Raw genomic sequence first — 13,079 nt, 5'->3', positions numbered from 1 at the left:
TTGAACGAAGGCGTCCCTAGCTTCCGATCACAAGGAAGATCTCGCCCAGGGGCGCCTTCGATCCGTTGGGCACCACGGCGCGCAGCGGAAAACCATAGGTGCCGCGCACGCTGACGAAGCGTCCCATCTGCACGCGAATGCCGGCGCCGACGCTCGCCAGCGACGCATTGTTGACCTCGCCGAACTCCGGGATGCGGTTCCATACGTGCCCGGCATCGAAGAACACGAAGGGCTGCACCGCCGCAATGCCCGCCGTGAGCGCCGGCGCGCGCAGTTCCGTCTGCACGTTCCAGCCGCGGTCGCCCTGCGCCGCGTAGGGTTCGTAACCGCGCACGGTGGCATCGCCTCCAAGGCCGAGTTCTTCGCTCGGCAACAGCGTGCTCCCGGTCCACTGCGCCAGTCCGCGCGCCGATACCGAAAACCCTGTGGCCGCAATGGCCAGATCCCGCGATGCCGCCAACTGCACATACTGGTAGCGCGGCTTCGCGCCGAGGCGCGCGGTGTCGTAGGCCACGTCGTTGCTGCTGCCGTCGAAGTAACCGGGGCTGGCGTACAGCGCGGCGTTCAGATGCGTGTCGCCGCTCGCGTCGCTGTTCGACAGATCGTAGGCCAGCACGAACTGGTGAATGTGCGTGTTGGCGTTGAACACCTGGAAGCCGCCGAACTCCAGGTCATTGTTCGAGCGCTTGAAGTCGTAGCCGATCTGCACCTGCTGTTGCCACGCGCCCGCGTGATCGAGCGGCGGCAGGCGCCAGTCGTAGCGCAGGCTGAGCTGGGCGCTGAGGCCGGTTTGCCCGTAGCTGTCCGGCAAGCGCGGCGTGCTCTGTGCAAACACGCCGAACAACTCGATGCGGTCGCCGTCATGCAGCGGCGCGACGAAGTTGAACGCATGCGCGATGAAGCGCGCACGATCCGGCCGCCCTTCGATATCGGGATTGCCGCTCACAAGATCATTGCTCGCGGTCATCTGATAGCTGAAGCGCGCGTCGATGCCGAACAGGTTGCCGTAGTCGAAGCCCGCGAGAAGCCGGTCGCGGCCCAGCGCGCGGACGCCGTCGTTGTTGTAGCCGCCGTAGACCCGAAACGGGAAGCGATCTTCGGTTTGCAGGATGACGTCGGTCGTGTTGAGCGCCGCGCCCGGCGCGTAGACCACATCGACACGGCGGTAAGGATTTGCATTGAGCAGTGCAAGGCCGGACGCGACATCCGCCTCGCGAATCGGCGCGCCGCTCGTCAGAGGCATCTCGCGTTCGAGCAACGCGTCGGAAAACCAGCGGTTGCCCTTCGGCACGACGCGGCCCGTCCGGTATTCGGCCACGACGATCTTCACGACGCCGCCGCTCACATCCTGTTCGGGCACGTACACATCGACGAGCGGCTGGCCCGCCTCGCGATAACGCGCCACCACCGCGCGGCGAATCTCGGCGAGGCGCGCGAAGGTGAGCGGCCGGTGCAGGTCGTCGGAGAAGCGGTCGAGAAAGTCAGGCGTCAGCAGCGGCAGATTCGCCGCCGTGATCGCGCCGCCGGCGCCCGCCTGCGGAGCAGATGCCATCGCCGGGTCCGCACTCGTGAAAGCCAGACCACGCAGATCCTGAATGGCGACGCGCTGCGAGTCGTCGCCGGGCTGGGGCGGCCGGGGCGCCTCGCGCGGACGCTCGGAAGACGGCGGCGCAAGCGGCGCGACGTCGCGCCAGGACTGCGCGCAGGCGTCGTGAATCGGCGCGATACACAGCAATGTCGTGGACAACGTCGCGGCAAGAAGGCGCGAACCCCGTATGATGCGGTTTCCGGCAAGCTGAGCCATGCATGCGGCGCCGCGCTCCGGCGATCGTCATTGGGCTTCGCATGGTATCAGCCGCGTCTGCGCCGCAGATGTGTCCGATCGTACGATGACGCGGTCATAACGCACCCTTCGCGGAACAATTCCTGCGCTTGCCGCGTCATGGCTCGAAGACTCGTTGGCCATTGAGTAGAAATGACGCGCGGCATTATCGCAGCGTCTGTAGAAAACGCCGAAATGCCGTGCGCGGCATGCCGCCCGACCAACCGAATCCCGCTTTTCGCAACCGGCGCGATCAACAAGCCCGACCGCATTCAGGACGATGATGGACAAAACCTCCACCGCCGGCACGGCCCGCCCCGACCCGCGTGACGCTCTCGCCGTCGACGACTGCGCACGCGAGCCGATCCACATTCCTGGTGGAATCCAGCCGCATGGCGTGTTCTTCAGCGTGGACGCGCACGGCCACATCCTGCAGGTGAGCGGCAATGTCGCCGCGTTCGCGCACCTCGCGCCCGAGGCCTGCCTGGGACGCGCGCTGTCCGACGTGCTCGGCCCGGCCGCCAGCGAGCGCGCGGTCGCGAGCCTGAAACACCTGTCGCGCGACGGCATGGCCCTGCACGTAGGCAACGTGATGATCGATGGCTGGACGTCGCACGGTCCGATGGCGATCATCGTGCATCGGCATGACGGGCTGCTGTTCGTCGAAGCCGAGCCGGCACAGGACACCGCCGATGTCTTCTCGACCATCTATCCGCTCGTGCGCTCGTTCGTCACCGAAGTCCAGACGATGCGCACCGTTGAACAGCTGTGCCAGTTCGCCGCGACGGAAATCTCGCGCATCACCGGCTTCGGTCGCACGCTGGTCTACAAGTTCGACGAAGAAGGCCACGGCAATGTGCTGGCCGAAGCCGTCGATCCCGGCTATCCGTCCTATCTGCGCCAGCATTTCCCGGCCTCCGACATTCCGGCGCAGGCGCGCGAGCTGTATCGCAGGAACCGCATCCGCCTGATCTCGAACGCCAATTACGAGGCCGCGCCGCTCGTTCCCGTGCTGCATCCGCAGACAAAGCGGCCCACCGATCTCACGTATGCATCGCTGCGCAGCGTGTCGCCGGTTCACCTGCAGTACATGCGCAACATGGGCACGCTGGCTTCGATGTCGATGTCGATCCTCGTCAACGACACGCTCTGGGGCCTGATCTCCTGTCACCACGCGACACCGCGTCTGCCGCCCTTCGAAGTGCGCACCGCGTGCGAGCACGTCGCGCAGATCGTATCGCTGCAGATCGAGGCGCGCGAGACGCAGGACGAGGCGCACTACCGGCTCGAACTGCGGCGCATGTTGTCCAAGCTGCTTTCGTCGATGGCGAATACCGACAGCTTCGTCGAGGCGCTCGTCAACGACCCTTCGGACCTGCTCGGCTTCACGCGCTCGTCGGGGGCCGCGGTGATCTTCGAAGGACGCACGTCGCTGGTCGGCGTGACGCCCGGCGAGCATGCGGTGACCGCGCTGGTCGACTGGCTCGATGACCAGAGCGAGGACGTGGTGATGTCGGACCACGCATCGCAGGACTGTCCGGCGCTGGCCGGCTCGCCGGACGTCGCGGGTTTCCTGGCGGTGTCGATCTCGAAGATCTATCGCAATTACGTCGTCTGGTTCCGCCAGGAAGTGGTACAGACCATCGAATGGGCCGGCGATCCGCGCGCCAAGCTCACCGGGCTGGCCGAATCGCTCTCGCCGCGCCTGAGCTTCGAAACATGGACCGACGTGGTGCGCAACCGCTCGCTGCCGTGGCGGTCCGCTGAACGTGAGATCGCGCTCGAGTTTCGCGCGGCGGTGCTCGGCATCGTGTTGCGGCGCGCGGAGGAAATCGCCCAGCTCGCGACCGAACTCGGCCGCGCCAATCACGAGCTGGAAGGGTTCTCCTACACGGTCTCGCACGATCTGCGCGCGCCGCTGCGGCATATCGTGAGTTTCGCCGACCTGCTCAAGCAGATCGACGGCGACAAGCTCTCCGAGCGCGGACGCGGCTATCTGGAGCGCGTGGTGACGTCGGCGCGTTTCGGCGGCCGTCTGGTCGACGACCTGCTCTCGTTCGCGCAACTGGGCCGCGCGGCATTGAGGCCGCATCCCGTTGATGTGCGCGCGCTCGTCCACACCGTGATCCAGAACGACATCGACGAACAATGGTCCGCGCGCGTGCGCTGGATGGTGGACGCGTTGCCGTCCATCGAAGCGGACCATGTCTTCCTGCATGTGGCGTTGACGAACGTCCTGTCCAACGCGGTGAAGTTCAGCGCGCAGCGTCCGCAGCCGGAGATTCATGTCGGCGCACAGGATGGCAGCGGTGAACTGGCCGGGTATGTCGTGTATTTCGTGCGCGACAACGGCATCGGCTTCGACATGCGCTACGTGGACAAGCTGTTCGGCGTGTTCCAGCGCCTGCACGTCAACGATGCCTTCGACGGCACCGGCATCGGACTCGCGAATGTCCGGCGCATCATCGAGCGGCATGGCGGCAAGGTCTGGGCGGAAGGCGCGCCCGACGCCGGCGCCACCTTCTATCTGGCGCTGCCGAAGCAGTATCGGCCGGAGAGCGGCGTGCGGCGCGACACGGCTGCTACAGCGCTGGCGCGGCTCGTGGCGGGCACGGGCGGTACGGCGTATGACGTCGGCCAGATCATCGGGGGCCCGGAGCCGAAGAAGGAATAGGTTTCCTTCAAGCGCAGCATGACAAAGCGGCCGCGATCTTTCGAGCGCGGCCGCTTTTGCTTGATACCGCCAGGTTTCCGCTTAGAAGCGGTGGCGCAGGCCGACCGTTGCAGCAACCTGGTTGCCGGTCGACGACGGCGACAGCGTGTTGATCATCGCCACGTTCGCGCCGGCATCGCCGAGCTGACCCGAAGCATGCTGGTACACACCTTCGAGATAGACGTCGGTGCGCTTCGACAGCATGTAGTCGGCTTGCAGCGAGACGGTTTGCCACTTCGGATCGCCCGAGCCGTGCGCGCCCGACACCTTGCCGTCGGTGTAGGTGTAGGCGGCATTGAGGCTCAGCGCCGGCGTCAGCATGTAGCGGCCGTTCAGCTCGAAGTTGTTCAGGTGAAGGTTCGCGTCGTCAGGTATGGCGACTGACGTGCCGCCCTGCGCCCCGGCGATCAGGTTGTCGAAGTGCGTGTTGGTCCACACGAAGCCGACGGTGGCTGGGCCGTAGGTGTAGTTCACTGCGGCGCCGAAGGTGCGCTGCAGTTCCGCCGTCAGGTTGGCGTTGTTGCCCTGACCTGCCGACACCGCGCCGGCCGCGTTCAGATTGTTGGGCGAGTTGTTCACTTGCAGGTACGCGGCGGCGGCGTTCAGCGGACCGTTGCCGTAAGATGCGCCCGCACTCCACGCGCGGTTGTTCGAGAACTGGCCCGCGTCATTCGAGAAGCCATACAGGCCGCCGAACTTGAAGCCCGCGTAGTTGACGCTTTGATACTTCACCGAGTTCTTGATCGAGAACGAATGGTCGAGATTGTCGTTGTCGAACGGATGGGCGCTCAAGTTGTTGCCGAAGCCGGCGCCGGCCTCCGAAAACGGCCCAAGGTAATCGACCACTGAATCGTACTGGCGGCCCAAGGTCAACGTACCGAACTGGTCATGTTGCAGGCCGACATAGGCCTGGCGATTGAACATCGTGTTGCTTTCGGTGTAGCGGCCGTTGTTGATGTTGAAGCCGCTCTCCAACTTGAAGAGCGCATGCAGGCCGCCGCCGAGATCCTCAACGCCCTTGAGGCCGAAGTAGGTGTCCGAAAGCGAGCCGCTGCCTTCTCCCCAGTTGCTGTGTCCGTGCTCGTTGTTCGCGTAGACGAGGCCCGCGTCCAGCGTGCCATACAGGGTGACGCTGCTTTGCGCCTGCGCCGACGCTGCGAATGCGCCCAGCACACCCGCGATGATGAGAGTTCTTTTCATGATTGTGCGAAGTCCTTTTAAAGCGGAAGCTTTCCGGGGGTTGGCCGGCTGAATTACTGGCCACTCGACCTTGTGAAACTGGGACTCACTTTATTCGACGGTTGCCGGAATGTGGCAAGAGTGTGGACGCAATAATATTTTGCAGATTTTAATAATGGACAGCGAATCAGTTTCAAAGCTCTTCAAGAAAAGGCATCGCGCGTTTCAGATCCTGAATCGTCCCGTCACCCTTGTTGCGCATGGACGACGCCATTGCTGCGCATCCAGGAGAAGTTAATTGCGGCAGGTGAACTTCCAGCCGGCATCAAGCGTTGATAAGCTGGCGCATGCCTGCAGAACTCCGAGAGATCATTTACTGCAGCAAGGAGCGGCTTCGCGAGAGGGGGCTGCTCCTTTTTTTATTTTCAATATCCTTTCTCATTCAATTCATTCGATTTCGATTTCTTGATTTCCTGAATGACCGACGCATTCCGGGTGAAGAAATAATGCTGGCTCATTATAAAAATAATCGCAACAGTGAAAATCCCAGGCGGTCGCATTAGCACAAGTTTGCCCGTCCAGGACACCCTCCTGCCTCGACATTGCCGGGCGCAGGTAGGCATTTCAATTCCGCTCGTTCCGATTGAAGAATTTCCGCATGGCGCGGAGCCGTATCGGGAGGTGCAAGCGCCGCAACTTAACTGAAGGCCAAGATTAGAGCAATTGCTCGGACAATTTGTAACTGCCCGACAGCCCCTTGCCACGGCGGCATGCCCGAGATCGCTCACCCGACATTTTCATTTGGAAACATCTCGAAGCCGCGCAAAACGTCAATGGGGTACATCCCTTGCTCAAATTGTAGCCTCTGAGCACCAGGCTGGAACTTCTACATGAAAACAGGCATCAACGCAGTCTCCGTCCCCGCATTCCGACAGCGTCGACCGGCACAGTTCGCCGAGCGCGAGCTACAGCATCTCGAGATGGTCCTGGCGAACTTCGTCGAACGCAATACCTCGACCGACCGGCTTCCCTCCCGCTACTGGGACATGCGCGTCGCACAGCTCGATTCCGAGTACGATCTCGTCCCGTCGCAAAGTCAGCGCGTCGCCTCGCTGCAACGCAAGCTGGCATTGCTCGATTCGGCGCTCGACTCCGCCGCGGACGTCCAGGAAGGTCAGCAGAACCGGCGCGTGGCCGCCTGACGCCAATCAGCATCCGCTCGGGCGATTGCGTAATCGCCTAGCCCGCAGCTTCAGTCCACTCGTCGATCATGGCGCGCGCCGCGGTGTGCCCGCTCATCAGTGCGTCTTCCGCGGAAGCAAAGGTCTGAAAGCGCTCGCTCTCGACGCGCAGCGGCGAGAACGCCGTGACGGGCCGTCCCGAACGACTGATCGTCACAATGGCAAGATAATGCGCGGTTACCGGAACAGGCACGATCCGGCCGTTCGCTTGCACCGCGACTTCGAGCACGAAGCCCTTGTGGTTGTATGACCGTATCATTGCGCCACCCCGCCGCTTGTGGACCACGCCCAAGGAAGCGTCGTGATCGGCAGCGAATTGCGCTGTGCATGACGCCTGCCCTTGCAGCAAGCATCGCGTGTGCCTGTGGAGGTTTAAGCCTAACGAGAGCTAACGTGCGCGGCGAAGCACCATTTGCGCGACATCCGACGCAAGGTCGGCGCGCAGTTCGGCCCATTTCCCGAGCAGTGAAGCATCGTCGGTAAAGAAGTAAGGCGTGTGCGACCACTGTTCGACCTGATCGCCTGAAGTGGCGAGTTCGAAGATGCGAAGATCCTGATCTTCACTCACTCCGGTGCGCACCAGCTCCCTGAAAGACTGGATGCCGTGCAGTTCGACATTCTGGATGCCGACACCATGCACCACCGCCATGACCGTCTTGCCGATACGCCATGCCGCCTCACGACTGTCCGCGAGGACAAACGCAACGCTTTTGACCGGACGTTCGAACTTCATGCGGAACAGGCGGGACTTGCATTGCTCACTGAGTTGCGTATTCATGGCGCTCGAACTTGCATGCTCCACTGGGCGGGCCTCAGGCATCGATGCACCAGCATGGGCCTTGCCGTGGAAGCGAAGAAGAAGGAAGTGCGCGAGCGTCGGTTGACCGCATCGCATCGCTTAGAGCAGACGATGCAGAAGTTGTTCCCGCTTTGACGCCTCGATGTGAGCGTTGGTGTCCAGCCGATTGCATCGGCGTTCGAATGAAATCTTGCGCAGGGTTGCGGAAAGCTTTTCAACTCACTGCGCATCGAAAAGATATTGAAAGTGCGTGTGCACGCGCGTTCAGTGATTCAGCTCTTCGAGCCGCAAGCCGTTGGTTCGCGGACCGAACACGCCGATCGCCAGCGCCACCAGCAGCATGCACACCGTGATGCCGGCGAACACGCCCGGCACGCCGGACTCCTTCAACAGGAACGCGATGATGAAGCCCGACATCATCGCGCCGGCGCGGCTCGCCGAATACACGATGCCGCTTGCCCGGCAGCGCACGGCAGTGGGAAAGAGCTCGGTCTGGTAGGCGTGATAGCACACGGAGATGGTCTGGCCCGCAAGCGAGATCAGCACGCCGAGTGCGATCAGCGCGACCGGCGACTTCATCTGTCCGAACGCCAGACCGCTCGCGATCACGACGAGCGCCCCGCCGACGATCAACCACTTGCGCTGAATGCGGTCGGCATAAAACATCGCGAGCAGCGGGCCGAGCGGCAATGCGAAGGCGATGACGAACGAATACAGCAGACTCTTCGTGACGGTCACGCCCTGTCCGATGAGCAGCGTCGGCACCCAGTTGGCGAAACCGTAATAGCCGATCGCCTGGCAGAAGTTGAAGGCAATCAGCATGATGAGGCGCGCCCGATACGGCGCCTTGAACAGCTCGCCGAGCGCCGCACGCCGATGCGACGGCTGTTCGACGAAGGCCGCGGGCGGCGGCAACGGCTCGCCTGATTGCCGCGCGACGACGCGCTCGATGTTGCCGACCACGCGTTCGCATGCTTCCGTACGCCCGTGCATTGCGAGCCAGCGCGGGCTTTCCGGCACCGCGCGCCGGATGAACCAGACGATGACCGCGCCCACCGATCCCGCCAGCACCACGATGCGCCAGCCATCGAGGCCGAACACGGTCTCGGGCACGAGCCAGTACGAGAGCAGCGCGGCGACGGGCGCGGCGGCGAACATCACGGTCTGGTTGAACGCCATCGCGCGGCCGCGCATGTGTTGCGGCACGAGTTCGGTGACGTAACTGTCGATGGTGATGATCTCCACACCTACGCCGATGCCCGTCACGAAGCGCCAGAAGATCACGCCTTCGGGCGTGGTCTGGAACGCCATGATGGCGGAGCCGATCGAGTACCACAGCAGCGAAACCGTGAACACGCTGCGGCGTCCATAGCGGTCGGGCAGCCAGCCGAAACAGAAGGTGCCGATGAACAGTCCCGCAAAGGTCGCCGCGATGAATCCGGCGATGCCGGTGAAGCCGAAGAACGCATGCGTGGTGGTCTGCAACAGACCGCTGCGCGCCATGCCCGGCGCGATATAGCCTGTGAAGATGAGATCGTAGATTTCGAAGAAGCCGCCGAGCGAGATGAGGAACACGAGCATCCACAAATGCCGCGTGATCGGCAGGCGGTCCATGCGCGCGGAGATCTGCGCGCCGGGCGTCATGTCGACGCGGATGTCGGGAGAAGCGAGCGGCTCTGCGACCGCGCTGAAGGTGGGCTGCATTGTCTTTGTCTCCTTGGTGCGTCCGTGACTGCCTCGTTGTTGCGGCCGGCAACGGACCCATGCCACTCTGTAAGCGACGGCGCGGTTTGTTATATGCGCCTGTCGCGATGCATCACGCCGTAACGGTTTTCGTCATTTTGGTCAGCTGTCCCAGCACTTCTTCGGTATGCTCGCCCACCGCCGCAAGCGGTTGCCGCACGCCGGGCCGGCGTCCGCCCATCGTGAGCGGCAGCAGGACGACATCGGTCGAGCCGCCGTCGTCGGTCTGCATCGGCACGAGGCCGCCGCTCGCTTTCAGATGCGGATCGTCGAGCAGCTGCTCGGGACGCACGATGGGCGCATACGGAATGCCGGCGGCTTCGAGCTTCGGCGCGAGTTCGTCCACGCGATGCAACGCGAGAATCTCGCCGAGCCGCGCGAGCAACGCCGGGCGCACCGCGACGCGCATCGCGTTGGTGGCAAACGCCGGGTCGCGCGCGAGGTCGGGCCGTTCGAGCACGTCGCACAGCGTGACGAACTGCTTGTCGCTCACCGCGCCGATGAACAACTGCTCGTTGTCGGCGAGCGTGAACACGTCGTACACACTCCAGGCCGACACGCGCGACGGCATCGGCGGCGGCGCTTCGCCGGTCATCGCGTATTGCTGCATGTGTTGCGCCGACAGGAACACGCAGTTCTCGAACAGCGCGCTCTGCACTTCCTGACCGCGGCCGTCGCGTTCGCGTTCGCGCAACGCGGCCAGCACGCCGATAGCGCCGAACATGCCGCCCATGATGTCGTTCACCGACGTTCCCGCGCGCAGCGGACGGCCCGCCGGACCGGTCATGAAGGCGAGTCCGCCCATCATCTGGACGACTTCGTCGAGCGCGAGACGCTTCTCGTACGGGCCTGGCAGAAAGCCTTTGTGCGACACGTAGATCAGCTTCGGGTACGACTTCGACAGCGTGTCGTAGTCGAGCCCGAGCTTCGTCATCAGTCCGGGACGGAAGTTTTCGAGCAGCACGTCGCAGCCGCCGATCAGTTCCAGCGCGGCTTCGCGCCCCTCGTCCGTGTGCAGGTCGAGCACGACGCTCTTCTTGTTGCGATTGAACGAGCGAAAGAATCCCACGCCGAGGCCCGGCAGGTTGCGCGTCTTGTCGCCGCCGGGCGGTTCGATCTTGATGACCTCGGCGCCGAGATCCGCGAGGATCATGCCGCAGGTCGGTCCCATCACCATGTGCGTGAATTCGATCACGCGAATGCCGTCGAGCGGCAGGGCTGAATGAGTCATGAGGTCCTCAGGCTTCGATTGCGGAGGGTTGTGCGAATGTGACAGGCAGGCCCGCGCGTGCGAGCGCGCCGTGCAGCGTTTCGCCTTCGAGCCAGTGCGCGAGTTGCGCACGCAGCGACAGCAGGGCGGGAAGATCGATGCCGGTCTCGATGCCCATTTCGGCGAGCATGAACGCGAGGTCCTCGCTCGCCGCGTTGCCGCTCGCGCCCGGCGCATGCGGACAGCCGCCGATGCCGGCGAGCGTCGCGTCGAAGCGCGCGACGCCGGTGTCGAGCGCGGCATGGACGTTGGCGAGCGCGAGGCCGCGGGTGTCGTGGAAATGGCCGCACCAGAAGCGCTCGCCCGCGATGCGCCGCGCCTGTTCGAACAGCCGGCTTACGGCGGCAGGACCTGCATAACCCACGGTATCGGCGATGCTCACGCGATCCGCGCCCGCATCGAGCAGCGCCTGCATGAGGCGCAGCACCTCGGCGGGATCGACGCGGCCCTGAAGCGTGCAGCCGAACGCCGTGCCGATACCGCCCTCGATCAGCGTCTTGGCTCCCGACGCGTCGCGTGCCGCCCGCATCCGCGCCACTTCGTCGATCACTTCGTGCGGCGTCCTGCGCAGGTTCGCGAGGCTGTGCGCGTGGGTGGCGGAAAGCGGCACGAGCATGAGATCGGCCTGTGTGTCGAGCGCGCGTTCCGCGCCCTTCAGGTTCGGCACCAGCACGGACACGAACAGTCCGGGCAGACGCTTCGCGAAGGCGACGAGTTCGGCCGTGTCGGCGAGTTGCGGCAGGAGGCGCGCCGGCACGAACGAGCCGACTTCGATTTCGCGCTGGCCGGCCGCGTGAGCGGCGGCGATCCATTCGATCTTGTGCGCCGTCGGCAGAATCGTGGGGATGCTTTGCAGACCGTCGCGCAGACCGACTTCGCGGATCACGGCGCGTGGGGGGAACGCGGACATGAGCTTTCGTCTCCAGGTGTTCTTTGTATGTGTTCCACTCTAGACATTCCGCGATTGCCCAGAAAGCGGTAATTTGGAAGCTCCACGCTTCCGGTTCGGAATGTCTCCGGAACGCCCGGAACCTCAATGGAGCCTCCGCCCGCCATGCGCGACATCGATCTGAAGACCCTCCGCCTGTTCGTGACGGTCTGCGAACACCAGAACATCGCGCGCGCGGCGCAGGAGGCGCATATCGAGCCGTCGGCGATCAGCAAGCGCATCGCGCAGCTGGAGACGGCGCTCGGCGTGCCGCTGCTGACGCGCTCGCGACGCGGCGTCGAACCCACGCCGGCCGGCGGCGCGCTGCTGGAACACGCGCGCAGCGTGCTGTTCACCATGGAGCGCATCGCCAACGACGTCGCCGCGTTCGGCAGCGGTCTGGTCGGACGCGTGAGCATTTGCGCGTCGGCATCGGCGATCGCGGAAGCGCTGCTCGACGATATCGCGTCGTTCATGCGCGAGCCGGCCAACCAGAACATCAAGGTGGACGTGGAAGAGCGGCTGTCGCACGAACTCGTGCGGCAGTTGCGCGAAGGCGTGGCGTCGGTGGGCGTGTGCTGGGACAGCGTCGATCTGCGCGGGCTGCAACACCGCACCTACCGGCACGACCGGCTGGCGCTCGCGGTGCCGCCGGATCATCCGCTGGCGCGGCGGCGCTCGGTCAGCTTCGAGGAATCGCTCGCGTTCGAGCATGTCGGCCTGCCGCCCGCCACCGCCGTTCACACGATGCTCCAGCGCGCAGCAGCGCAGGCGGGCAAGTCGATGTCGTATCGCGTGATCGTGTCGAGCTTCGACGCGGCGTTTCGCGTCGTCGCGGCCGGGCTGGGCATCAGCGTCGTGCCGATGGAAGTGGCCGGCACCTACCGGGAGGCGCTCGGCATCGCGGCGGTCCCGCTGTCCGACGACTTCGCCGCGCGCCGCTTTGTGATCTGCTTCAGGGATTTCGACACGTTGCAGCCTGCGGCGCAACGTCTCGTCGAACATCTGGAAACCCGGGCGCGGCGCTAGCCGGGCGCTTCGCAGAACACGGTTTGGGCGTCTTTCTTTTCGACCGTCAGATTGACGGAGCGCGCGCCGCCGGGACGCGTGCAATGGATCTTGCCGGCCGGCACCGTCAGCAACTCGCCGGCGTGCAACTCGACCGCGCCTTCCTCGAAATCGATGACCAGCGTGCCCTCCACGCCGATGAACGTCTCGTCAGAATCCGGATGGAGATGCCAGCGGTAAGGCGCGTCCATCACGCTCAGGTGGACGGCGTGATCGTTGACGTTCGCGATCACGCGGTTCAGGTAGCCGTCGCGGGCAGCATCGGCGAGGGCGGCGTAGTCGATGGAATCGGTCATGTGCGGACGCAATCGATCAG

General features: G+C 64.3%; 11 protein-coding genes. 3 read left to right on the top strand and 8 right to left on the bottom strand.

Annotated elements, in window-relative coordinates; genetic code table 11:
- Window positions 1–16: 16 nt before the first annotated feature.
- Window positions 17–1,804: a ShlB/FhaC/HecB family hemolysin secretion/activation protein gene (locus tag QCE64_RS20640; protein ID WP_310005950.1), complete on the bottom strand. Its 1,788-nt coding sequence runs from the start codon at window positions 1,802–1,804 to the stop codon at window positions 17–19.
- Between the two features lie 298 nt (window positions 1,805–2,102).
- Here QCE64_RS20640 and QCE64_RS20635 point away from each other — a divergent pair, with 298 nt between their 5' ends.
- Window positions 2,103–4,496, top strand: a complete 2,394-nt coding sequence (locus QCE64_RS20635) for an ATP-binding protein (protein ID WP_309932951.1) — start codon at window positions 2,103–2,105, stop codon at window positions 4,494–4,496.
- Window positions 4,497–4,577: 81 nt separating this feature from the next.
- Here the strand turns inward: QCE64_RS20635 and QCE64_RS20630 are convergent, their stop codons facing one another.
- The gene (locus tag QCE64_RS20630) at window positions 4,578–5,735 is read right to left on the bottom strand and encodes a porin (RefSeq protein WP_309932949.1); all 1,158 of its coding nucleotides are present in this window, start codon (window positions 5,733–5,735) and stop codon (window positions 4,578–4,580) included.
- Window positions 5,736–6,604: 869 nt separating this feature from the next.
- Here QCE64_RS20630 and QCE64_RS20625 point away from each other — a divergent pair.
- A complete protein-coding gene (locus QCE64_RS20625; protein WP_309923053.1) occupies window positions 6,605–6,916 on the top strand; it encodes a hypothetical protein in 312 nt (103 codons plus the stop codon).
- 37 nt (window positions 6,917–6,953) lie between these two features.
- Here QCE64_RS20625 and QCE64_RS20620 read toward each other — a convergent pair whose 3' ends face one another.
- From QCE64_RS20620 to QCE64_RS20600, 5 genes are all read right to left on the bottom strand, one after another.
- Window positions 6,954–7,184, bottom strand: coding sequence for a hypothetical protein (locus QCE64_RS20620; protein ID WP_310005948.1), 231 nt, complete (start codon window positions 7,182–7,184; stop codon window positions 6,954–6,956).
- A 159-nt stretch (window positions 7,185–7,343) separates the two neighbouring features.
- On the bottom strand, window positions 7,344–7,733 hold the full coding sequence (locus QCE64_RS20615; protein ID WP_309932947.1) for a hypothetical protein: 390 nt from the start codon (window positions 7,731–7,733) through the stop codon (window positions 7,344–7,346).
- 285 nt (window positions 7,734–8,018) lie between these two features.
- On the bottom strand, window positions 8,019–9,458 hold the full coding sequence (locus QCE64_RS20610; protein ID WP_310005946.1) for an MFS transporter: 1,440 nt from the start codon (window positions 9,456–9,458) through the stop codon (window positions 8,019–8,021).
- Between the two features lie 112 nt (window positions 9,459–9,570).
- The gene (locus QCE64_RS20605; RefSeq protein ID WP_309932943.1) at window positions 9,571–10,728 is read right to left on the bottom strand and encodes a CaiB/BaiF CoA-transferase family protein; all 1,158 of its coding nucleotides are present in this window, start codon (window positions 10,726–10,728) and stop codon (window positions 9,571–9,573) included.
- A 7-nt stretch (window positions 10,729–10,735) separates the two neighbouring features.
- A complete protein-coding gene (locus tag QCE64_RS20600; protein WP_310005944.1) occupies window positions 10,736–11,677 on the bottom strand; it encodes a hydroxymethylglutaryl-CoA lyase in 942 nt (313 codons plus the stop codon).
- Window positions 11,678–11,821: 144 nt separating this feature from the next.
- Here QCE64_RS20600 and QCE64_RS20595 point away from each other — a divergent pair, with 144 nt between their 5' ends.
- On the top strand, window positions 11,822–12,724 hold the full coding sequence (locus QCE64_RS20595; RefSeq protein ID WP_309923041.1) for a LysR family transcriptional regulator: 903 nt from the start codon (window positions 11,822–11,824) through the stop codon (window positions 12,722–12,724).
- Here QCE64_RS20595 and QCE64_RS20590 read toward each other — a convergent pair.
- Complete coding sequence (locus QCE64_RS20590) at window positions 12,721–13,059, bottom strand: cupin domain-containing protein (RefSeq protein ID WP_310005942.1); 339 nt, start codon at window positions 13,057–13,059, stop codon at window positions 12,721–12,723. The genes QCE64_RS20595 and QCE64_RS20590 overlap by 4 nt on opposite strands.
- Window positions 13,060–13,079: the final 20 nt, after the last annotated feature.

Source organism: Caballeronia sp. LZ043 (assembly GCF_031451075.1).
In the GTDB taxonomy this organism is placed as follows: Bacteria; Pseudomonadota; Gammaproteobacteria; order Burkholderiales; family Burkholderiaceae; genus Caballeronia.
This window is presented reverse-complemented; position numbering and strand designations above follow the sequence as displayed.

Coding starts and splice junctions, on each gene's coding strand:
- QCE64_RS20640 (WP_310005950.1), bottom strand. CDS start 1,804: ATGGCTCAGCTTGCCGGAAACCGCATCATACGGGGTTCGCGCCTTCTT.
- QCE64_RS20635 (WP_309932951.1), top strand. CDS start 2,103: ATGATGGACAAAACCTCCACCGCCGGCACGGCCCGCCCCGACCCGCGT.
- QCE64_RS20630 (WP_309932949.1), bottom strand. CDS start 5,735: ATGAAAAGAACTCTCATCATCGCGGGTGTGCTGGGCGCATTCGCAGCG.
- QCE64_RS20625 (WP_309923053.1), top strand. CDS start 6,605: ATGAAAACAGGCATCAACGCAGTCTCCGTCCCCGCATTCCGACAGCGT.
- QCE64_RS20615 (WP_309932947.1), bottom strand. CDS start 7,733: ATGAATACGCAACTCAGTGAGCAATGCAAGTCCCGCCTGTTCCGCATG.
- QCE64_RS20610 (WP_310005946.1), bottom strand. CDS start 9,458: ATGCAGCCCACCTTCAGCGCGGTCGCAGAGCCGCTCGCTTCTCCCGAC.
- QCE64_RS20605 (WP_309932943.1), bottom strand. CDS start 10,728: ATGACTCATTCAGCCCTGCCGCTCGACGGCATTCGCGTGATCGAATTC.
- QCE64_RS20600 (WP_310005944.1), bottom strand. CDS start 11,677: ATGTCCGCGTTCCCCCCACGCGCCGTGATCCGCGAAGTCGGTCTGCGC.
- QCE64_RS20595 (WP_309923041.1), top strand. CDS start 11,822: ATGCGCGACATCGATCTGAAGACCCTCCGCCTGTTCGTGACGGTCTGC.
- QCE64_RS20590 (WP_310005942.1), bottom strand. CDS start 13,059: ATGACCGATTCCATCGACTACGCCGCCCTCGCCGATGCTGCCCGCGAC.